22 protein-coding genes are annotated in these 23,107 nt (G+C 32.4%); 4 read left to right on the plus strand and 18 right to left on the minus strand.

What is annotated here, in order from left to right:
- Window positions 1–104: 104 nt before the first annotated feature.
- Together HMPREF2706_RS03570 and HMPREF2706_RS03575 are read right to left on the minus strand one after the other, a co-directional pair.
- On the minus strand, window positions 105–347 hold the full coding sequence (locus HMPREF2706_RS03570) for a hypothetical protein (RefSeq protein WP_049427635.1): 243 nt from the start codon (window positions 345–347) through the stop codon (window positions 105–107).
- A 54-nt stretch (window positions 348–401) separates the two neighbouring features.
- Window positions 402–1,157, minus strand: a complete 756-nt coding sequence (locus HMPREF2706_RS03575) for an SDR family NAD(P)-dependent oxidoreductase (protein ID WP_049427632.1) — start codon at window positions 1,155–1,157, stop codon at window positions 402–404.
- Window positions 1,158–1,323: 166 nt separating this feature from the next.
- On the opposite strand from HMPREF2706_RS03575, the gene proC reads away from it, so the two are divergent.
- On the plus strand, window positions 1,324–2,139 hold the full coding sequence (gene proC / locus HMPREF2706_RS03580) for a pyrroline-5-carboxylate reductase (protein ID WP_002433940.1): 816 nt from the start codon (window positions 1,324–1,326) through the stop codon (window positions 2,137–2,139).
- A gap of 56 nt (window positions 2,140–2,195) precedes the next feature.
- Here proC and rnz read toward each other — a convergent pair whose 3' ends face one another.
- A complete protein-coding gene (gene rnz, locus HMPREF2706_RS03585; protein ID WP_047796309.1) occupies window positions 2,196–3,116 on the minus strand; it encodes a ribonuclease Z in 921 nt (306 codons plus the stop codon).
- 406 nt (window positions 3,117–3,522) lie between these two features.
- On the opposite strand from rnz, the gene zwf reads away from it, so the two are divergent.
- Window positions 3,523–5,007, plus strand: coding sequence for a glucose-6-phosphate dehydrogenase (gene zwf, locus HMPREF2706_RS03590; RefSeq protein WP_002433925.1), 1,485 nt, complete (start codon window positions 3,523–3,525; stop codon window positions 5,005–5,007).
- Window positions 5,008–5,262: 255 nt separating this feature from the next.
- Window positions 5,263–6,138 carry an AraC family transcriptional regulator gene (locus HMPREF2706_RS03595; RefSeq protein ID WP_002433855.1) on the plus strand — a complete coding sequence of 292 codons (876 nt, stop codon included), beginning with the start codon at window positions 5,263–5,265 and terminating at the stop codon, window positions 6,136–6,138.
- A 104-nt stretch (window positions 6,139–6,242) separates the two neighbouring features.
- On the opposite strand, the gene HMPREF2706_RS03600 is transcribed toward HMPREF2706_RS03595, so the two are convergent.
- The 3 genes from HMPREF2706_RS03600 to HMPREF2706_RS03610 form a co-directional block, all read right to left on the minus strand.
- The gene (locus HMPREF2706_RS03600; RefSeq protein WP_049427617.1) at window positions 6,243–7,895 is read right to left on the minus strand and encodes a glycoside hydrolase family 13 protein; all 1,653 of its coding nucleotides are present in this window, start codon (window positions 7,893–7,895) and stop codon (window positions 6,243–6,245) included.
- 212 nt (window positions 7,896–8,107) lie between these two features.
- Window positions 8,108–9,514: an NADP-dependent phosphogluconate dehydrogenase gene (gndA, locus tag HMPREF2706_RS03605; protein ID WP_049427616.1), complete on the minus strand. Its 1,407-nt coding sequence runs from the start codon at window positions 9,512–9,514 to the stop codon at window positions 8,108–8,110.
- Between the two features lie 78 nt (window positions 9,515–9,592).
- The gene (locus HMPREF2706_RS03610) at window positions 9,593–10,717 is read right to left on the minus strand and encodes a M20/M25/M40 family metallo-hydrolase (RefSeq protein WP_049427614.1); all 1,125 of its coding nucleotides are present in this window, start codon (window positions 10,715–10,717) and stop codon (window positions 9,593–9,595) included.
- A gap of 163 nt (window positions 10,718–10,880) precedes the next feature.
- Between HMPREF2706_RS03610 and prli42 the strand changes: the two genes are divergently transcribed.
- The gene (gene prli42 / locus HMPREF2706_RS12210) at window positions 10,881–10,976 is read left to right on the plus strand and encodes a stressosome-associated protein Prli42 (RefSeq protein ID WP_150130644.1); all 96 of its coding nucleotides are present in this window, start codon (window positions 10,881–10,883) and stop codon (window positions 10,974–10,976) included.
- A 57-nt stretch (window positions 10,977–11,033) separates the two neighbouring features.
- Here prli42 and HMPREF2706_RS03615 read toward each other — a convergent pair whose 3' ends face one another.
- From HMPREF2706_RS03615 to nusB, 12 genes are all read right to left on the minus strand, one after another.
- Window positions 11,034–12,011 (minus strand): aromatic acid exporter family protein, encoded by a 978-nt coding sequence (locus HMPREF2706_RS03615; RefSeq protein WP_023350221.1) that lies wholly within the window; start codon window positions 12,009–12,011, stop codon window positions 11,034–11,036.
- A gap of 14 nt (window positions 12,012–12,025) precedes the next feature.
- A complete protein-coding gene (gene brxB, locus HMPREF2706_RS03620) occupies window positions 12,026–12,463 on the minus strand; it encodes a bacilliredoxin BrxB (protein ID WP_002433599.1) in 438 nt (145 codons plus the stop codon).
- Window positions 12,464–12,636: 173 nt separating this feature from the next.
- Window positions 12,637–13,944: a dihydrolipoamide acetyltransferase family protein gene (locus tag HMPREF2706_RS03625; protein ID WP_049427611.1), complete on the minus strand. Its 1,308-nt coding sequence runs from the start codon at window positions 13,942–13,944 to the stop codon at window positions 12,637–12,639.
- Window positions 13,945–13,956: 12 nt separating this feature from the next.
- Complete coding sequence (locus tag HMPREF2706_RS03630; RefSeq protein WP_049427609.1) at window positions 13,957–14,940, minus strand: alpha-ketoacid dehydrogenase subunit beta; 984 nt, start codon at window positions 14,938–14,940, stop codon at window positions 13,957–13,959.
- Window positions 14,933–15,931, minus strand: a complete 999-nt coding sequence (locus HMPREF2706_RS03635; protein WP_037549217.1) for a thiamine pyrophosphate-dependent dehydrogenase E1 component subunit alpha — start codon at window positions 15,929–15,931, stop codon at window positions 14,933–14,935. Before HMPREF2706_RS03635 ends, HMPREF2706_RS03630 begins: the two co-directional genes overlap by 8 nt.
- A gap of 14 nt (window positions 15,932–15,945) precedes the next feature.
- Complete coding sequence (lpdA, locus tag HMPREF2706_RS03640; RefSeq protein ID WP_049427607.1) at window positions 15,946–17,367, minus strand: dihydrolipoyl dehydrogenase; 1,422 nt, start codon at window positions 17,365–17,367, stop codon at window positions 15,946–15,948.
- Between the two features lie 276 nt (window positions 17,368–17,643).
- Window positions 17,644–19,320, minus strand: coding sequence for a DNA repair protein RecN (gene recN, locus HMPREF2706_RS03645; protein ID WP_049427605.1), 1,677 nt, complete (start codon window positions 19,318–19,320; stop codon window positions 17,644–17,646).
- Between the two features lie 15 nt (window positions 19,321–19,335).
- Window positions 19,336–19,788 carry a transcriptional regulator AhrC/ArgR gene (gene ahrC / locus HMPREF2706_RS03650; protein ID WP_002433875.1) on the minus strand — a complete coding sequence of 151 codons (453 nt, stop codon included), beginning with the start codon at window positions 19,786–19,788 and terminating at the stop codon, window positions 19,336–19,338.
- A 354-nt stretch (window positions 19,789–20,142) separates the two neighbouring features.
- Entirely contained in the window at window positions 20,143–21,024 is an 882-nt protein-coding gene (locus HMPREF2706_RS03655) for a polyprenyl synthetase family protein (RefSeq protein ID WP_049427603.1), read from the minus strand.
- The gene (locus tag HMPREF2706_RS03660; RefSeq protein ID WP_002433880.1) at window positions 21,002–21,232 is read right to left on the minus strand and encodes an exodeoxyribonuclease VII small subunit; all 231 of its coding nucleotides are present in this window, start codon (window positions 21,230–21,232) and stop codon (window positions 21,002–21,004) included. Before HMPREF2706_RS03660 ends, HMPREF2706_RS03655 begins: the two co-directional genes overlap by 23 nt.
- On the minus strand, window positions 21,225–22,562 hold the full coding sequence (xseA, locus tag HMPREF2706_RS03665; protein WP_030059020.1) for an exodeoxyribonuclease VII large subunit: 1,338 nt from the start codon (window positions 22,560–22,562) through the stop codon (window positions 21,225–21,227). Before xseA ends, HMPREF2706_RS03660 begins: the two co-directional genes overlap by 8 nt.
- Window positions 22,563–22,576: 14 nt before the next feature.
- A complete protein-coding gene (nusB, locus tag HMPREF2706_RS03670) occupies window positions 22,577–22,966 on the minus strand; it encodes a transcription antitermination factor NusB (protein ID WP_002433628.1) in 390 nt (129 codons plus the stop codon).
- Window positions 22,967–23,107: the final 141 nt, after the last annotated feature.

Genomic DNA, 23,107 nt, shown 5'->3' on the forward strand with positions numbered 1-23,107 from the left:
TTACTCTGAAGCGAAAGTAGTATGAGTAGTCTCATTATAGATTTCTTGAAACCAATAAACATGTTCTTAATAAAAGCCACCCATCTCAAAATAAGTTTCGATCATTAAAATTGTTTGATGTAAACATGGGGCTTTTGAGTCGTCTTTGCATTCACTTCTATTCCAAGAATCTGATGTTGAATTACAAGTTGATAAAATTTTGCCTCAATATATTCAATTTCAGCATCACTGAGCGTGTTATAAAATTCAGTACCAACTAAATATTCTAAAGTAAAAATCTTATTAATTGGTAGTCGTTTAGAATTAGCGATTGCTTTATTAATAATACCATCGATGCTACATATCATTTATAGCACTCCCTTTTAAAAAGACTTATAGCAAGCCTGCTTCATAATTAATTACTATTCTTTGTTTTTAAATAAATTCGGTAAACAATTTTCCAGTGTTCTCGGTGCAAGGTGATATAATTTTAAAATATTATGCATCCAACCAGGTTGATTGATTTCTTTTTTATTCTTTAAAATTCCTAAAATGATGCGCTCGGCAAGTTGCTCAGCATCAATCATTATAAATTTATATTTATTAAAAAAAGCAAGTGACGGGTCTGCCTTTTTATGAAATGGTGTATCGATAGGTCCAGGATGTACTGCCATAATATGAAGTTCGGGTTCTTCTAATCTCAATGCGTTAAGAACGGCAGTCAATGCAGCTTTAGAAGCTCCATAGTGTGCCGCGTTAGCTTGCGTAACAAAGGCCGCTTGACTTGAAATGCCGATAATATGTGCATGTTTTACTAACTTTGGTCGTAGAATTTGGTACATTAAATTAAAACTTACGAGATTAACGTCATATGTTTCAATGACTTCGTCTAAAGTATGGTTATTAATGGATTTAAAATAACCTAAACCTGAACTGTATATGAAACCATTGACTGGCGCTTTTATTTTTTCTGAGAGTTGGTAAATATCTTCTCGTTGTTGTAAGTTACATTGAATGACATTTATATTTTTAGAATGACTTCTGAAATCAATTTGATTAAATTTAGAAATATTTCTAGCTAAAACAGTGACATGAGCGCCTCTTTTAAGAAGTTGGTGAACGAGGGATAATCCAAGACCACTCGTTCCTCCTGTCACGATATAATGTTGTCCTATCATATTTAACATCCTTTTTGTACTAACAATGCATTTTATAAGGAAAATGAAGCAATATCATGCGTTTATACGAGTTATATTACTTCTTATAGATATGTGTTACTATGTATTTATAATCTTAAGCCAATATAAATGATTAATCAAAAGAGATGAAGGTGATGTGGTTAAAATGAAACTTGTATTCTATGGTGCAGGTAATATGGCACAAGCTATTTTTACAGGAATTATTAATTCTAATAATTTAGATCCCAATGACATTTATTTAACAAATAAATCAAATGAACAAGCTCTGAAAGATTTCGCGGAAAGATTGGGAGTTAATTATAGTTATGACGATAAAGAATTATTGAAAAATGCTGACTACGTTTTTCTTGGAACGAAGCCACATGATTTTGAAGCATTAGCAGAAAGAATTAAAGATGATATTACCGATGATAATCGCTTTATTTCTATTATGGCTGGCCTATCGATTGATTATATTAGACAGCAATTAGATACGAATAACCCATTAGCACGTATTATGCCAAATACTAATGCGCAAGTGGGACATTCTGTAACTGGAATTAGCTTTTCAAATAATTTCGGACCTAAATCTAAAGATGAAGTTAATGAATTAATTAACGCATTTGGATCGGTTATAGAGGTTTCTGAAGATCATTTACATCAAGTGACTGCGATTACAGGTAGTGGTCCTGCATTTTTATATCATGTATTTGAGCAGTATGTTAAGGCAGGTACTGAACTAGGATTAGAAAGAGATCAAGTAGAAGAATCTATTCGTAATTTAATTATCGGGACAAGCAAGATGATAGAACGCTCTGATTTAAGTATGGAACAATTAAGGAAGAATATTACTTCTAAAGGTGGAACTACTCAAGCAGGCTTAGATGCCCTATCTCAATACGATATTGTATCAATGTTTGAAGACTGTTTAAGTTCTGCTGTTAATCGTAGTGTAGAATTATCAAATAAAGAATCTGAATAAATAAGCTAAAACGCTTTTCCCCTTCCCGTCTTATAGGGTAAGGAAAAAAGCGTTTTTTATATTTTATATGTCTCGAAATCTTTAACGAAATAAAATTGTGGAATCTGAGATTGATTGTTAATTTCTTTATAAATGGATTCTACATCTTCTAAGTTGTATCGATTGCTAATATGAGTAATAAGACTTTTACCAACATTAGCGTTCTTAATCAATTGAAAGACATCATCTATGTGGCTGTGATGATAATTGTTGGCAAGTGTCTTTTCCCCTTCTATATAAGTAGCTTCGTGTACCATGACATCTGCGTTTTTAGCTAATACATATTCATTATCACAAGGTTTCGTATCTCCAAATATAGCAATGATTGGGCCAGGTTTCGCTTCTCCTTTAAAGTCATCAGATTGGTACATCAAACCATTATGTTCAAATGTATCTTGTATTTTTACTTCTTGATATTTTGGACCAGGTTCTAACCCAATGGCTTTTAGAGCTTCAACATTAATTGTTCCTGGTGTGGTTGGTGCTTCTATACGATAGCCATAAGATGTAATACCATGATTTAACACTTCTGCTTGTACCGTAAAACCCTCATGATGATATGTAAATTGTTGATTAATTTCGATATATGTAATTGGGTAATTAAGATGTGATTCCGATAACTTTAAAGACGTTTCAATATAATTTTGAATTCCTTTAGGACCAATTAGAGTTAAAGGTTTATTTTCTCCGCCTTGGAAAGAGCGACTTGTAAGTAATCCAGGAAGACCAAATATATGATCGCCATGCATATGAGTAATAAAGATGTGATCAACTTTTCCTAACTTTATTGAATGATGTAGGATTTGGTGTTGCGTTCCCTCGCCAACGTCAAATAACCATACTGAATTTGAATATGGTTCTAAATTTAAAGCGATGGATTGTGTGTTTCTCTCTTTAGTCGGTAACCCTGCACTCGTACCGAAAAATGTAACTTCCATGCATGATCCTCCTCTTCTTTCATATATTCTATCATATGTCATCATATTTTCTATATGAAGAAATAAAATATAATCAATACATTGTTTAATCCTTATACTTGCTAATCACTTATGTGTATTTGTATGGTAAAGATATATGGTTAAATAGGATATAATCATGATATGATTTTGTTAACATTAAAACAATGTACTTCATAGTGTTAGTGCTATTGGAATAATCATTTTCGGAAAAAATAAATTGTGCTTAATTTCAAGCATATTTGATGACCATAAGTAATGATTATCATATAATATAATAATCTAGTATAATGATATATTTATTAAAAATGAAAGCATTGATACTAATATAAATCGGTGAGTCAATTGATATTCATCATATATCTATTTAAGAATTGAGGTTTTGATCTTGAGTACTAAAAGTAAACACATCCCTTGTTTAATAACAATATTCGGTGCCACTGGTGACCTTAGTCACAGAAAGCTATTCCCTTCTATATTTCATTTGTTCCAACAAGATAATTTAGATGAGCATATTGCTATCATTGGTATAGGTCGTCGTGATTATTCAAATGAGGAGTTTCGTGATCAAGTTAAATCATCAATTCAGAAACATGTTAAAGACACGAATAGAATTGATGAATTTATGAATCATGTCTTCTATCATAAGACGGATGTAAGTGATGAAAGAAGTTATGAATCCTTACTACAATTTAGCAATCAATTGGATAAAGAATTAGGTTTACAAGGTAATCGTTTATTCTATTTAGCGATGGCACCTCAATTCTTTGGAGTTATCTCTGATTTCTTAAAGTCATCTGGCCTTACTAATACAAAAGGTTTTAAACGATTAGTGATTGAGAAACCATTTGGTAGTGATTTAAAATCAGCAGAATCATTGAATAACCAAATTAGACGTTCATTTAAAGAAGAAGAAATTTATCGTATTGATCATTATTTAGGTAAAGATATGGTGCAAAACATTGAAGTACTACGCTTTGCGAATGCTATGTTCGAACCCCTATGGAACAACAAATACATTTCTAATATTCAAGTAACGTCTTCAGAAATTTTAGGAGTTGAAGATCGTGGTGGTTATTATGAATCAAGCGGTGCTTTAAAAGATATGGTGCAAAATCACATGCTACAAATGGTTGCCTTATTAGCGATGGAAGCACCTATTAGCTTGAACAGTGAAGACATTCGTGCTGAAAAAGTTAAAGTTCTTAAATCATTACGTCAATTTAAACCTGAAGAAGTTAGAAAGAACTTCGTACGAGGTCAATATGGTAAAGGAACTATAGAAGGTAAAGAAGTTAAGTCTTATCGTGAAGAAGATCGTGTGGCCGAGGATTCTAATACACCTACATTTGTATCAGGAAAATTAACAATTGATAACTTTAGATGGGCTGGTGTCCCTTTCTACATTAGAACTGGTAAACGCATGAAATCGAAATCGATTCAAGTTGTTGTTGAATTTAAAGAGGTTCCTATGAACTTGTATTATGAAACAGATAAATTATTAGATTCCAATTTACTAGTCATTAATATTCAACCTAATGAAGGCGTTTCGTTACATTTAAACGCTAAGAAAAATATTCAAGGCATCGATACTGAACCAGTTCAATTATCTTATGCTATGAGTGCACAAGATAAAATGAATACGGTTGATGCATATGAGAACTTGTTATTTGATTGTCTTAAAGGTGATGCTACTAACTTTACGCATTGGGAAGAATTGAAATCAACTTGGAAATTTGTAGACGCTATTCAAGATGAGTGGACTATGGTTGAACCATGCTTCCCTAACTATGAAGCGGGTACTAATGGCCCTCTTGAAAGTGATTTATTATTAAGTCGTGATGGAAATCACTGGTGGGACGATATTCATTAATTTACTGTGATAACGTAATAGATTTTTAATGATTGTTTAGAAAGTAATTTAAATTTAAGTGAATGATGGCGAACTTATTTATAGTATTGCACATAAGGTGTTCTTATCTAATGAATACTTAGCAAGCTATACTTTAAAGTCCGTTGTTGTTCACTTTTTTGATTTTAATTTTAAAATACTAAGGCTTTCAGATGTATCTTAGGCCAAAATAATGTACAATAATGATTATGATTCAAAGTAATTGGAGTGAAAGTTTTGGACGTTATCAAGCAAATACAACAGGCAATCGTATACATTGAAGATCGTCTATTAGAGCCTTTTAATTTGCAAGAACTCAGTGATTACGTTGGTCTTTCGCCATATCATTTGGAACAATCATTCAAAATGATTGTTGGTCAATCGCCAGAACAATATGCTCGCGCTCGTAGAATGACGATTGCAGCAACAGACGTCATGCACGGCGCAAGTCGTTTAATGGATGTAGCTAAAAAGTATAGATATGCTAATTCTAATGAATTTGCTAATGACTTTAGTGATTTTCATGGCATTTCACCTATCCAAGCCTCAACAAAAAAAGATGAACTTAAATTTCAAGAAAGATTATATATAAAATTGTCAACGACAGAAAGAGCTCCGTATACATACAGGCTTCAAGAAACAGAGGATATTTCACTTGTTGGATACTCTAGGTTCATCCCTACTAAGGACTTATCTAATCCTTTTAATGTCCCTGATTTTTTAGAGGATTTATTGGTTGAGGGCCTTATTAAAGAACTTAGACGATATAATGATGTGAGTCCATATGAATTATTTGTCGTTAGTTGTCCGCTTGACCAAGGTTTAGAACTTTTCGTTGGTGTTCCTAGCGAACGTTATCCAGCTCACTTAGAAAGTAGATTCTTACCAGGACGGCACTATGCGACATTTAATTTACAAGGCGAAATTGATTACGCTACGAATGAAGCGTGGTACTATATTGAATCGAGCTTACAACTCACGTTACCTTATGAACGAAATAGTTTGTATGTTGAGGTTTATCCATTCGATATTTCATTTGACGACCCATTCACTAAAATACAATTATGGTTGCCTATTAAACAAGAAGCTTACGATTTTGATGAACTAGATTAAATTTGAAAATGATAAAAGGTAAAGTGATGTAAACTTTGAATAATACATCACTTTACCTTTTCTTTATGTGGAAGACTGTTGTTATTCGTCTTCTCACGTGGTGTTTAGACTTTAATGACAAACGCTTCATATGGCTGTATTTTGTCAAAGTCTATAACATGGCTACTATAGTTGTGAAGCATGACTTGCTGTTCATTTTCAATGAGATAAGGGACATTGAGTTTTGAAACTTGATCAGTAAGGTTTCCTACTACAAGTACCTTCTTGTTATTCAGTTTACGAGTGTATGCAAAGAGATTAGGATTGTCTTCATCCACTAAATTAAACTGTCCATATGTGTATACTTCATCAGATTTTTTTAATTGAATTAAATCTTTATAGAATTGTAGTATTGATTGAGGATCATGGATTTGTTGTTCAACATTGATTGTTTTATAGTTAGGATTCACCGGGAACCACGGTGTGCCATTGGTAAAACCTCCGTTAGTTGATTGATCCCATTGCATAGGTGTTCTTGAATTATCACGATTCTCCATTTTATATTTATTTAAAAGTGCATTAACATCGCCACCCTGAGCTTTAACGATGTTGTATTCGTTTTTTACTGCAACGTCATTGAACGTTTCTATACTATCAAATGGGTAATTAGTCATACCTATTTCTTGACCTTGATATATAAATGGTGTGCCTTGCTGTAAAAAGTATGTTACAGCATGACTTGTAGCAGATTCGTACCAATACTGTTTGTCATCTCCCCATGTTGATACACGACGTGGTTGGTCATGGTTTTCGATAAATAATGCATTCCAACCAACATCTTCTAAGCTTTTTTGCCAACGATTTAAAATAGTTTTGTAAGATTTTACATCAAATTTTGAATCTCCTGTACTCCATAAACCTAAGTGTTCGAATTGAAAAATCATATTAAATTTGCCTTCTTCTTCGCCAACCCATTCTTTAGCGTTATCAGGGTTTACACCATTAGCTTCACCTACTGTCATAATATCGTATTGACTTAGTGATTTATCCTTCATTTCTTGAAGCCATGGTTGGATACCAGGTTGATTCATATCAACATCAAAGGCTGGCGCATATGATTTTCCCTCTGGCAAAGGTAAATCTCCAGCTTCAAATGTCTTTTTGATATGAGTGATTGCATCAACTCTAAAGCCATCAATACCTTTATCAAACCACCAGTTCATCATTTCAAATACAGCATTGCGTACTTCTGAATTATCCCAATTCAAGTCGGGTTGTTTTTTACTAAATAAGTGGAAATAGTATTGGTTTGTTAATTCATCATATTCCCAAGCTGATCCATTGAAGATACTCTCCCAATTGTTAGGCTCAGAACCATCCTCTTTAGGATCCTTCCAAATGTACCACTCTCTTTTAGGGTTATCCTTACTTGATTTAGACTCTATAAACCACGGATGTTCATCTGATGTATGATTTACAACTAAATCTAAGATTAATTTCATACCTTTATGATGGACTTCTTTAAGTAAACGATCAAAATCTTCCATGGTGCCAAATTCGTCCATGATAGCTCTATAGTCACTAATATCATAACCATTATCATCATTAGGAGATTGATACATCGGGCTTAACCAAATCACGTCGATACCTAAATCTTTAAGGTAATCTAATTTTTCGATAACACCAGGCAAATCACCGATACCATCATTGTTACTATCATTGAAACTCCTAGGATACACTTGGTAAGCTACTGCTTCTTTCCACCATTTTCTGTTCATTTGGTTCACTCCTCATTCGTTATTGTCGTTTGTCTCTCTATAAAGTGTGTTGGATTGATACTCTCTTTTAATATACATTTGTAGTTTAACAATTTTATAATTCTTTGTGTGCATTTATGCAAGCGCTTGCATAGATATTGTAAATAGAGCCTCACTCCTTAAAATTAAAGTTTTGAGTGAGGCTAGTATCTTTATTTATTCAATATTGATAATTATTCTTCAACCCATTGTGTGTGGAATACACCTTCACGATCTTTACGTTCATAAGTATGTGCACCGAAGTAGTCACGTTGAGCTTGAATTAAATTTGCAGGTAAGTCTTCTGAACGATAACTATCGTAGTAGTTAATACTTGCTGAGAAACCAGGTGTAGGAACACCATTTTGAACACCTGTTGCAACAACATCACGTAGTGCATCTTGATATTCAGTTACAATATTTTTGAAGTAAGGATCTAGTAATAAGTTTTGTAATTCTGAGTTATTATCATAAGCGTCTTTAATTTTTTGTAAGAATTGAGCGCGAATGATACAACCCTCTCTCCATATCATAGCTAATTCGCCCAGTTTTAAATTCCATTCATGATCTTCACTTGCTTTACGCATTTGAGCAAAACCTTGTGCATATGAACAAATTTTACTCATATATAATGCTTTGCGAATCTTTTCTAAGAATTCTTCTTTATTACCTTCAAAAGAAGCTTTAGGACCATTCAATGTTTTAGAAGCATTAACACGTTCTTGTTTAATTGATGAAATAAAACGCGCAAATACTGATTCTGTAATAATTGTCAACGGTATACCTAATTCAAGTGCATTGATTGAAGTCCACTTACCAGTACCTTTTTGCCCTGCAGTATCAAGAATTTTTTCAACTAGTGCTTCCTTATCATCGTCTAATTTTGTGAAAATATCACCAGTGATTTCGATTAGATAACTTTCTAATTCACCAGCATTCCATTCTTTAAAGGTATTAGAAATTTCTTCATGAGACATTCCTAATAAGTCTTTCATCATCGCGTAGCTCTCTGCGATAAGTTGCATGTCAGCATATTCAATTCCATTATGAACCATTTTGACGTAATGTCCTACGCCATTTGGCCCAATATAAGTCACACATGATGCACCATCTTTAGCTTTTGCAGCGATTGCATCAAGAATATCACTTACTTTATTATATGCGTCTTCTTGGCCACCTGGCATTAATGAAGGTCCAGTTAATGCACCTACTTCTCCACCAGACACTCCCATTCCGATGAAATTAACGCCACTTTCAGCAAGTGCTTTATTACGACGGATTGTGTCTTGATAGTTTGTGTTGCCTCCGTCGATTAATATATCATCATCATCTAGTAAAGGTAATAAGCCATCAATTGTTGCATCAGTAGCAGATCCAGCTTTGACCATTAGTAAAATTTTACGGGGCTTTTCGAGTGAATTAACAAATTCTTCTAAAGAGTAAGTTGGGTGAATTTGTTTACCTTGTGATTCTTCAATCATTTCATCTGTTTTTTGTCTTGAGCGGTTATATACTGAAACACTATATCCTCGAGATTCAATGTTCCAAGCAAGGTTTTTACCCATTACAGCTAAACCTACTACTCCTATTTGTTGTGTCATATTACTTACCTCTCTTGTTCAAAATTTTCAATAATATTGTAACATAAAACGCATATTAACAATTACTAAAAGACTGTATTATTCGCTAACAAGTTCTATAATTTTTAAAATTTGACTTGATAACATACATAAATCTTTAGTAGCGATACGTTCAGATGTTGTGTGGATGTTTTCATAACCTACTCCTAAAATAACTGAAGGAATTCCATATCTATTCATTATATTTCCATCAGAACCACCGCCAGCAATACAAGTATCACCATTAAGTCCTAAAGCAACTGCACTTGCTATTGCATATTTTGTCACGTCTTCATGATCTTCCACCTTAAATCCTGGATAACTTGTTTCTATTTCTACATGAGCTTCACCACCAAATTCTTTAGCAGTGCTCTCAAAGGTATCTTTCATATGTTGAACTTGTACTTCAATACTTTGGTCATTGTGAGATCGTGCTTCAGCTTCAAGAACAACTTCATCAGCAACAATATTTGTTGCAGAGCCACCATGGAATTTACCAATATTTGCAGTTGTTAAATCATCGATTTGGCCTAAATTCATTCTACTAATCGCTTTAGCAGCGATATTAATAGCACTAATACCTTTAGTTGGGGTACTCGCGTGAGCCGTTTTACCTTTAATGGTAGTATAAATCTTCATTTGTGTAGGGGCACCGACAACAGTTGTACCTACCTCTTTACTTGCATCAACGGCATAGCCAAAGTCTGCATCTAGTAATTGCGTATTTAATGCCTTAGCTCCCAATAAACCTGATTCTTCACCAACTGTAATGACAAATTGAATTTGTCCATGAGGTAAATTATGCTCATTTATCTGTTCGATTGTTTCGAGTATAGCAGCTAAGCCTGCTTTATCATCTGCGCCTAGAATAGTTGTACCATCAGAGTAAATGTAACCATCGTCCTTCACTTGAGGTCGTATATTTACACCAGGCACTACTGTATCCATATGACTAGTGAAATAAAGCTTTGGTATCTGTTTGTTTGATAAATTACTAGGTAAAGTGCATATTAGGTTGTTAGCGCCTAATCCTTCTTGTTCTGAAGCGTTATCCTCCTTGACGATTAGCCCTAGATTTTCAAATTTTTCTTTAAGTATAGGTTGAATAGTTTGTTCATAACCTGTTTCTGAATTAATTTTTACTAACTCTAGAAAAGTATTCAATATACGTTCTTTGTTAATCATGATTGCAAGTCCCCTTTCGTATATAAATATATTTTAACTGACTTTCAAGTTTATCAAAAATAAATTGATTGCTTTTTAGAATTAAATCATATAAGGTTACGATATATAGACGTATTTAAGTCGTTGTTAAACGATTTATATAAATATACGGAGGAATTAAGAATTGAATAATAAAGTTTTACGTATCATTATTATTGTTATGCTTGTAGCCGTAGTACTTGCATTACTACTTACAAGTTTGGCACCAGTTATGAACTAATAAATAAACCGTTACATCGAACTTTTTTCAAAATAAGTTTAATGTAACGGTTATTTTTCATATTTCACTATGCAATTTTAACGAACCAAATTGTGATTTGATATTTAAGTATTCTTCTAATTCATTTAATATCTGTATAACATTTGCTCGTGAATTTAATGCTTGATGTGTAGTTGGTAACGGTAATTGATCTAAGGATAGTCGAATCTCATAAAGTGAGTGAAGTCGCAATGCTGTATAATCGTTACTATTAACGTTGCTGCCTATTTCTGACATTAATTGAGATATTTTTTCAAGGATAGGGTCATCAGTAGAAATACTCTCTATAAGATGCGTCATTCTTTTTAATAACTCTACTTGTTCTTCTCTCATATCAAAGTAGTGATAGTAGGAGTTTTCATTTCTGACAAAATGATTTTTAACATCCCTAAAAGCTAAGGACTTTGCTTTCTTGATGTTCAATAGTAGTGCGTCGAATTTAATATCTAGTTGATCTTTGCGCATTGTACAAGCATGACTAAAAATAGTGAAAATATCTGTAATTTGATGTTCAATATCATTTTTATAACGTTTTAAATTTTTGTCTAAACTTGGCATCATGAGATTCATAATAAAGGCAATACCTAAACCTACTGTTAAAAGTAGTATTTCATTAATCATCAAGTGCCCATTAATTTCTTTAGCATTAAAAACATGTAATAAAATGACGCAACTCGTTATTACGCCTTCTTGAGCATTGAGAACAACTGTTAAAGGAATAAATAAAAGGACAATTAAACCTAAAACTAATGCATGTTGACCTAATAAACTAAAAATAGCTGAGCCTAAAAACAAAATTAATAAACATGAGACTAGGCGTGAAACAATAGCTTGTACAGAATGCATTTTAGTATGCTTGATACATAATACGACTAAAATCGCACTAGAAGCATAATTATCTAAACCTAGTAACTTACAAATTATAACTCCTAGCGTCATTCCTACTGCAGTTTTGAGAGTTCTAAATCCAATCTTATAAGGATTTAACTTTAACATGTGTTTTAGGCCTCTTATCTTTCTTCACAATATTTTTCGAATAAGCCTTGTAATTGGTTGATTACATCCATAACATCATGACCTTCAATTTGATGACGTTCTATCATTTCAGTAATTTTACCGTCTTTAATTAATGCAAAAGAAGGACTTGAAGGTGCATATCCTTCAAAATAATCTCTTGCTTGTTGAGTTGCTTCTTTATCTTGTCCAGCAAAAACTGTGACTAGTCGATCTGGTAATTTATCATAGTGTAATGCGTGAGAGGCTGCTGGACGTGCAATACCACCAGCACAACCACAAACTGAATTGACCATAACTAAAGAAGTGCCATCTTGTTTTAAAACACTATCTACTTCATCAGCAGTTGTTAATTGTTCATAACCTGCTTCTTCAATTTCATTACGTGCTTGTTCAACAACCCCGTTCATATATAAATCGAAATTTAAATCCATATTAGGTCACCTTTCATTTCATTGTTAATTTTAACTTCTTTTATTCTACTAATTAAAAGTATATTGTTCAACAAGCTTGATTAAGTATTCTCACTCATTTTCAAATAAAATAAACTGTCGACAATATCAATGAAGTTGTCGACAGTAATATATGGATATGTGAGATTGAAATCTTAATAGATATTTGTATTCTCAATAGAATATTGTTCAATACGTTTTTTAATATGATTCATAAATTGACCTGTTTGTAGTCCGTCAAGGATACGATGATCGATCGAAATACATAAATTAACCATACTTCTAATTGCAATCATATCATCTATAACAACAGGCTTTTTAACCACAGATTCCACTTGTAATATTGCGGCTTGAGGATGGTTAATAATTCCCATTGAAGACACTGAGCCAAATGAACCAGTATTATTTACTGTAAATGTGCCACCCTCCATATCTGCTTGAGTAAGTTGGCCATTGCGAGCTTTTGTAGCTAAGTCATTGATTTCTCTAGCAATACCCTTGATAGATTTTTCATCAGCATGTTTAATGACCGGCACATATAATTTATCTTTATCAGCTACAGCAATTGAAATATTAATATCTTTATGAATAACTATTTCATCACCTTGCCATGTGCTATTTAGTAAAGGATGTGCTTTCAAGGCATCAGCTACAGCTTTTACAAAGAATGCAAAGAATGTCAGATTATAACCTTCGTTTTGTTTAAATGTGTTTTTGTGATGATTTCTTGTTTTAACTAAATTCGTTGCATCAGCTTCTATCATCATCCAACCATGAGGAATTTCAGTAACACTTGTCACCATATTTTGAGCAATTGCTTTACGAACCCCTTTAACAGGAATTGTACTTCCTTGATTGTATGTTATATCGGACTCAGATTGACTTTGAGATTGTAAAGTTTGTTGAGATGATTGGTTGTTTTGACTCTGATTACTAGTGGAATTGCTAGTTGTATTTTCAATAATTTCAGGATTATTAATTACTTTTTCAATATCTTTTTTAGTGACACGTCCACTGAAACCTGTACCCACTACTTGAGTTAAATCGATGTTGTTTTCAGAAGCTAATTTGAAGACAACAGGTGAAAAACGACCATTATTTTTAGGTTGTAAAGATGAATCATTAGTATTTTCATTTATTTCCGATTGAGACAAATTTTTTTTATGACTAGAAGATTGTTCTTCATAAGAATGATTTGCTTCTGTCTCACTATCTATATCATCTCTTTCTTCTCCTGTATCGATTTTACAAATTACTGCATCAACGCTTACTGTTTCTCCTTCATTAACTATAAGTTCGGTAACTTTACCTGAAACTGTAGAAGGTACTTCAGCGGTAACTTTATCTGTAATTACTTCACATAAAGGTTCATATTCTCCTACTTCATCGCCTACAGCAACTAACCATTGTTCTATTGTACCTTCATGAACACTTTCACCTAATTTAGGCATTTTAATTTCCAATTGATACCCTCCTTAGAATTCCGCTAATTCGCGCATTTTTTCTTGTATCTTTTCAGGACTCATCATTATTTCATTTTCTAAGACAGGTGAAAATGGCATAGATGGAACGTCGGGTGCAGCTAAACGCATAATCGGTGCATCTAGTTCAAATAAGCAATGTTCTGCTATAATTGCCGAAACCTCTGACATAACGCTACCTTCTAAATTATCTTCTGTAACGAGTAAAACCTTGCCGGTTTGTTTAGCACGATCAATAATAGTTTCTTTATCTAATGGATATACCGTTCTTAAGTCTACAACTTCAACATTAATACCGTCTTCAGCTAAAATATCAGCTGCTTGTAAACAATAATTAACCATTAAACCATAAGTGAAAACAGTGATATCATCGCCTTCTCTTTTTACATCTGCTTTTCCTAAAGGTACTGTATAGTAATCTTCTGGAACTTCTTCTTTTAAAAATCGATAAGCTTTTTTGTGTTCAAAGAATAAAACTGGATCATTAGATTCAATTGATGATAATAATAATCCTTTTGCATCATAAGATGAAGAAGGAATTACTATTTTTAATCCTGGGGTTGAAGCGAAAATGCTTTCAATACTTTGTGAGTGATACAAACCACCATGAACACCTCCACCAAAAGGTGCTCTAATAGTTATAGGACAGCCCCAATCATTGTTAGAACGGTATCTCATCTTAGCAGCTTCACTTATTATTTGATTAGTCGCTGGTAGAATGAAATCCGCGAATTGAATTTCTGCGATAGGACGTTTACCCATCATTGCTGCGCCTATTGCAGTTCCTATAATATTTGACTCTGCAAGTGGGGTATCAATTACACGTTCTTTTCCATATTTTTCTTGTAAGCCTTGTGTAACGCCAAATACGCCACCCTTTTTACCTACATCTTCACCTAAGATGAAAGTATTTTTATTTTTTTCAAGTGCTAAATCATGAGCTTGGCGAATTGCTTCTAAATAGGATAATTTAGTCATTTTCTTGGCCTCCTTCATCATAAACGTGTGCATATGCTTCTTCGATTGAAGGATATGGAGCCTCTTCAGCGGCCTTCGTCGCTTTATTAATTAATTCTTTGTGTTCTTGTTCTAAATCAGAAAGCCATTGTTCATCTATAATCTCATTTTCAAGTAAGAAGGATTTAAATTTAATATTACAGTCTCCTTCTTTAAGACTATCACGTTCTTCTTGAGTACGATATTTATCATCGTCATCTGAAGAATGTGGTGTCATTCGAGAAGTAACAGCTTCTATTAAAGTAGCGCCTTCTCCATTTAAAGCACGATTTCGTGCTTCTTTCATAGCTTTATAAACAGCAATAGGATCATTTCCATCTACTTGTTCACCATACATACCATAACCTAAAGCACGATCAGAGAGTTTTTCAGCAGCGTATTGTAATGAATCTGGTACTGATATAGCATATTTATTATTAATAATCACGCAGACAAAAGGTAAATCGTGCACACCTGCAAAGTTAAGACCTTCATGGAAGTCGCCTTGATTTGAACTTCCTTCCCCAACAGTTGCGGTAGCAATATTTTGTTTATTATCCATTTTTAATGCAAGGGCAGCACCTACTGAATGCGGAATCTGAGTTGCTACTGGTGAACTCTGAGATAAGATGCCTTTATCTTTATGACTAAAGTGAGATGGCATCTGTTTACCGCCGGAATTGATATCATCTCTTTTACCGAAAGCAGATAACATCGTGTCTAAGGGTGTTATACCCATATATGTAACAAATGCTAAGTCACGATAATATGGAGAAGAAATATCCCCTTCTTCCATAGCGTATGCCATACCAATTTGAGTGGCTTCCTGTCCTTGACCACTTACAACGAAAGGAATTTTACCTGCGCGGTTAAGAAGCCATAATCTCTCGTCTACCTTTCTTCCTAAGTCCATCCATTTATACATCATCTTGAGGTCTTCTTCAGTAAGGCCTGCTGACTTATAATCAATCATTATTTTACCTCCTACTATACGTGAATCGCTCTACCTTCAACTTTTAATCCTAATTCCATCAAAACTTCAGATAAAGATGGATGAGCATGGGTAGTTAATCCAAGTTCTAAAGATGAGCCATTCATAAATTGCAATAATGAAACTTCATTAATCAATTCAGTTACATGAGGTCCAATCATGTTAAGACCAATGATTTCATCATTTTCTTTATTAATAATCACTTCGCAAAAACCATTTTGCTCACCAATATCATCAATCATCGCTTTCCCAATTGCTTTAAATGATACTTTATAAGCACGCGCTTTAATGTTTTGAGCTTTGGCTTCTTCAATATTTTTACCAATTGAAGCGATTTCTGGATATGTGTAAACACATTTTGGTACCAGGTCATAATTAACGGGTATAGGACGCCCATCAAACATGTGTTCAACTGCAACTAAACCTTCTTTTGAACCTACATGAGCAAGCTGAAGTTTACCTATGCAATCTCCTGCAGAATAAATATGCTTATCTTCAGTTTGTTGATATTCATTAGTGATAATATGTCCTGCTTTATTTGTTTTGATTTTTGTATTATTAAGACCAATATCTTGTGTATTTGGTGTTCTACCAACAGATATTAAAACTTTATCTACTTTAATTGCATTATTTTCAAAATAAATTGTAACACTATCATCATCTTTTTTAATACTATTTTCATCTAATTGGATATTCTCGTAGAAAGTTACACCTCTATGAGATAATTCTTTTTTTAATGATGAAGCGATTTGAGTACTTTCAGTTGGTAAAATACGGTCATTTGCTTCGATAACAGTAACTGAAGTTCCTAGGTCATTCATTAGTGAAGCAAATTCTAATCCGATGACACCACCACCTATAATCGCCAAATGTTCTGGTAAAGACTCAATTGAAAGGATATCGTCACTTGATAAAATACGTTCATGATCAAATTCAATAAATGGTAATAATTTCGGTGTAGAGCCAGTAGCAATTAATACAAATTGATTTGGTATTAAATCAGACTCACCATCTTCGTATTCCACTGAAATCGTACCACTTTGAGGTGAAAATATAGATGTTCCTAATATTCTACCAGTTCCATTATATATATCTATGTGATGGTGTTGCATTAACTGGTTTACTCCTGTATGCATTTGATTCACAATATCATTTTTACGTTTTAAAATATTTTCAAAATTAACATTAAAATTACTTACATCAATACCAAAAGTACTAGCATTTTTAATAGTATGATGTATTTCAGCAGATTTTAATAAAGATTTAGTAGGTATACACCCTTTATGTAAACATGTGCCACCTAATAAAGATTTTTCAACTATTGCTACTTTCTTACCTAATTGCGAAGCTCTGATAGCAGCTACATAACCAGCAGTTCCTCCACCAAGGACGACTAAATCATATTGTTTTTCTGACATGGTCTTACTCCTTAAATATTTAGAAGACTAAATATGTCTGACATTTATAATCAAGACATCTTAGTCCTCTAATAAAATTACTTATTTTAATATTGAATTACATATTGAACTAAAGGTGATGTAATTCAAGATGTTCTTATAAATTAATACTTTCCTATTTTACATCAATTCGGATAGTTATTAAATTTAAAAATTAATGACAAATCTTTAAGAATCGATTCATTATACTCTTTTTGAGAAAAATTTTGAATGTGCTACTACTAAAATGGATAAAGATTAATCTCTGTGATTTTGAGCAATCATTTCTTTAGCGTTTTCTCTTGTTAAATCAGTAACACTAGCTCCGGAAATCATTCGCGCTACCTCGTTAATTCTATCGTCATCTAATAACTCTTTAACTTGAGTAGTTGTCCTGTCATCATGTGAGGCTTTACTTATTAGAAGATGATGATCACTCATTGAAGCAACTTGAGGTAAATGAGAAATACATATGACTTGTATGAATTGAGCTATGTCTCTCATTTTTTCAGCCATTTTCTGTGCTGCCTGTCCAGAAACACCTGAATCCACTTCATCAAATAGAATTGCTGTTTGGCCACGTGATTTAACAAATATGCTTTTTAATGCAAGCATTATTCGAGATAATTCCCCTCCTGAAGCAATTTTATTCAAGCTTTTTAAAGGCTCTCCTTTATTAGGGCTAATTAAAAATTCTACAAATTCGATTCCTTCGTAGTTAGGTTCATCAAGAGGTTTGAAAGATATTTCTAAATTTGCATCTTTCATTTGTAAATTTTGAATTTCAGAAACAATATGGTCACGTAATTCCCTAGCGACGCGTCGCCGTTCTTTTGATAATGCTTTACCTATATCAATTACTTCTTGATAAAGTTGGTTAATTTCTTCTCTTAATTGTGATGAACTTTGTTCATAGTTTTCAATTTTATTAATCTCATTCTCTAACTTACTTTGATAAGCAATGAGTTCAGGAACATCTTTTCCATATTTTCGTTTTAGGTTATTTAAAAGATTCATCCTTGATTCAAGTTCATTTAATACTTGTTCATCAAATTCGGTGTTTGCCATTTCATCATATATATCATGTTTTGCGTCTTCAAGAACATAGTAGAATTGGTCAATATCTTTTTTCAATTTTTCGTATTTTTCAGGAACAATATCATTGATAGATTGAAGATGATTACTTAATTCGTATAATCGATCCGGAATAGCATTCTCATCTGTTAGTACTTGATGCGCATTATTCAATGCTAGGCTCAATTTTTCAGAATTCTGAATACGTTTAATATCAACTTCTAGTTGTTCTACTTCATCTTCTTTTAAAGAAGCTTCTGTAAGTTCTTCGAATTGAAATTTCATCAAATCAAGACGCTGTAGCAATGCTTGATCGGCTGATTCCAAATCTTCTAATTCTTTTCTTTTATCTTTATATTGATTGAAAATATTTTTATATTGTTGTAGCAAATCAGAATATTGATTTTCTGCATAATCATCGAGTAATTGAAGATGATATTTTTGCTTGAGTAATGATTGAGTTTCATGTTGGCCATGAATATCTAATAATTCTTGCATCACTTTTCTTAAATCTTGAAGTGTGACAATTTGATTATTGATACGACAAATGCTTTTACCAGAACTAAAGATTTCTCTCTTAACTAATAAAAAGTCTTCATCAATATCAATGGATAAATCTTCTAGAATAGATATTGCATCTTTGCTTTCATCTATATCGAATATACCTTCAATGATAGCTTTTTTCTCGCCATGACGCACATAATCAGAAGAAGCGCGCATTCCTATTAGCTGTCCAATTGCATCAATGATGATAGATTTACCTGAGCCTGTTTCGCCACTTAGGACTGTTAATCCATCTGAAAATTGTATTTCAAGTTTATCAATGATAGCAAACTGTTTTATTGATAAGGTTTGTAACATAAATTCATCGCATCCTTATAATAAATTAAAAATTCTAGTTTTTATCTCTTCACTTGCTTCTTCATTTCTACAAATAAGTAGACATGTATCATCGCCACAAATGGTACCAAGTACTTCATCCCAATCAATTTGATCAAGTATAGCTCCAATTGATTGTGCGTTACCTGGAAGTGTTTTAAGTACAAGTAAGTTTCCAGTTCCCTCTATATTTACAAAAGAATCCATTAAATATCGTCCTAATTTTTCTAAAGGATGATATTTTCTATCATTCGGTAAACTATAAACATATTGACCTGAAGGTGCGGGAACTTTAATTAATTGTAATTCTTTTATATCTCTTGAAACTGTTGCTTGTGTCACGTTTAAATCATATTCATTTAATCGTTTTACCAATTCATCTTGTGTCTCTATTTGTTCGTTCGAAATAATTTCTCTAATTTTTATATGTCTAACTGATTTTTTTGGCACAATAAACACCTCTAGTTACGAATATTTATACAATGATTTTAACACAAGCGACTCGTAACTACTACTAAACACTATTTAACTTTAACATTATTATTTTTTATCTTTGGCATGATAAAGGCATTTATTATAAAAATCCAAACTTTAACATGATAAATTAATTAATTGAATAAAAATTAGAGAATGAATATTTTTTGTATATGGAAAACAAAATATATATCAAATAATAAGGATTTGTATCTAAGATTTCAAAATGAAAATATAATAGCTAAAACAAATCTAAAATTTAGCCTATAAATGAACTAGAACTCATCCATTTATAGGCTATAAATTAAAATCTAAATATCTTTATTAAATTTAATGATCTCTATTGTAAAATAAATCAACAATTTTTATTAATTCTGAAGTTTGATATTGTGAAGATATATTATTCAGACATTCCAAAGCTTGATTCTTATGATATTCCAGTTTGTCTTCAGCACCCTCTTTACCTAATAAGGAAACATAAGTACTTTTATTATTCGATTCATCACTACCTACCGCTTTACCTATTTTTTTCTCATCGCCATAAACATCTAATAAATCGTCTTTAATCTGAAACATAAGTCCTAAATGTTCGCTGAATTCATTTAGATTGTGAGACGTCTTCTGATCTACTTGAGCAATATCTACAGCAGCCATTACTGCAAAAGTAAGAAGAGCACCTGTCTTAGCTTTATGAATAGACTCTAAAGTTTTTAAATCAACTGTTTGATTTTCGCTTTGCATATCTAATGTTTGTCCGCCAACCATACCGATGTGTCCGCTTGCTTTAGATAATCGTTGTAAGACTTTTACTTTAACATTATCTTCAATTAAATCGTCATTTGAGACTAATTCAAATGCCTTTGTTAAAAGTGCATCTCCAGCTAATATTGCTTTCCATTCACCATAGACTTTGTGATTAGTTAGTTTACCACGACGGTAATCGTCATCATCCATTGCAGGTAAATCGTCATGAATGAGTGAGTATGTATGAATCATTTCTAAAGCTAAAGCACTTTGAAGTCCTTTATGATAATTTTCATTTAGCATATTTAAAGTAAGTAATAATAATACAGGTCGAATTCTTTTTCCTCCGGCCTGAAGTGAGTACATCATGCTCTCTTCTAAATCGGTATTTAGATGAGATTCAGGAATTGCCTGCTTAAGATTAGTATTAACTTCTTCGATTAAATTACTCATTGTTAGCTTCTTCATTTTCTTGTTCCTCAGCTTCTTCTTGCATTAATTTGTTCACTTTTTTCTCTGCATCTTTTAAAGTTGTATCACAAGCAGTTGATAATTTCATTCCTCTTTGATATAAGTCTAGTGATTCCTCTAATGAAACTGTTTCATTATCTAATTTTTGTACGATATTTTCTAGTTCTTGCATCATTTCTTCAAAGCTTTGCTTTTCTTTACTCATCATTACACCTTACTTTCTTTACAGTAGCATCAACGTTGCCATCTTTCATTGTTAAAGTGATTGTATCATTCTCAGTAATATCATGTGTACTTGTAACTACTTTATCATCCTTATTTACAATTGCATAGCCACGTAACATTGTATTAGTAGGACTCAAATTATTTAGATTTTCAATTTTATTTTTTAAATCTGTTTGTAATTTTGATAATTCATTTGTTATTGCTTGAGTCATACGTTCACGATATTGGGACACATGCATTTTATCTTGAGAAATGTTGTTATTGAGTGTTTTTAAATTGAAATGTTGTTTCAATAGCTTGAGGTTTTGAGTATGCTTTTCAAGATATGTCGACATCAATTGCTTAAGTTGTTTTTCAAGGTCATCACGCTTTTGAATTTGTTGATCATACAATAGTGAAGGTTGCTTAAATTTATAATAAGAATTTAGATGATTTAATTGTTTCTTCTGTTGTTCGATATATTGTTTAATAAACCTAGTTAATGAAAATTGATATTGTTTAATTTGTTGCATTAATTCATATTGGTCGGGTGTTGCGATTACAGCTGCTTGTGTAGGAGTAGCTGCTCTAACATCAGCTACAAAATCACTTAAAGTAAAGTCAGTTTCGTGTCCCACAGCTGAAATAATTGGTGTATTACAACTATATATTGCTTTAACTACTTCTTCCTCATTAAAGTTCCATAAATCTTCAATAGAACCACCACCACGCCCAACTATGATGGTGTCTACATCAAGTGTGTCAGCATGTTCAATTTTCTCTATAATATCTTGTTTTGCTTGCGTACCTTGTACCAATGTACTGATGTGTATCTGTTCAACTAAAGGATATCGACTGTTAATTGTTGAATGAATATCTCTAATTGCAGCACCAGTACTAGCTGTTAGGACCGCAATTCTTTTGGGAAATTTGGATATAGGTTTCTTAACGCTGCTATCGAAATAACCTTCTTTTGTAAGTTTCTTCTTAAGTTCTTCTAACTTTTGATATAAATTTCCAATTCCGTCAAGTTGCATCTTATTTACATAAATTTGATAGTTGCCCCTTCTTTCATAAACGGAGACACGAGCTTCGAGTAGAACTTCATCACCTTCTTTAGGTTCAAAGCCTAATTTAGAAGCATTACCTTTAAACATCATAGCGCTAATCACACTCTCTTTATCTTTAACGTTAAAGTATAAGTGTCCGCTTGAATGTTTCTTAAAGTTTGATAATTCTCCCTTTATTAAAACAGATTGCAAATGAGGATCTTGATCAAATTTATATTTAATGTATTTAGTTAAAGTAGTAACACTTAAATATTCAGTCATACATATCACTCATTTTAATTATTTATATTACTTAAAACACCATTAATAAATTTATAGTGACCATCATCACTAAATTGTTTAGTAAGTTCAACAGCTTCATTGATGATAACTTTTTCAGGAGTGTCACTGTGTAACATTTCAAATGTAGCCATTCTTAAGATAATACGGTCAGATTTTAGTAAACGTTCAATTGACCAATCTTTTAAATATGGTTTAAACTTCTCATCTAATACAGCTTCATGATCTTTTACTCCTGTAACTAACCAGTTAATAAAATCAAAGTCTAAATCTGGATAATCATCTTTTATAAAGTTGATTGCTTCAGTGATACTTAAATCAGATTCTTTCATTTCTAATTGAAATAAAGTTTGAAAAGCTTGAATTCTTGATTCTTTACGACTCATATTTTACTCCTTCAAACGTATTTATATAATTAATGAGGCTGAAACATAAAACATTGTCTCAGCCATAATTAGCATATTGGTGAAAATGACTGAATTAAAATTTTTTTAATTTTTTTTAATTCAAATCAGTCTAACCAGTAG

This window comes from Staphylococcus sp. HMSC067F07 (assembly GCF_001837405.1).
Classification (GTDB): domain Bacteria; phylum Bacillota; class Bacilli; order Staphylococcales; family Staphylococcaceae; genus Staphylococcus; species Staphylococcus capitis.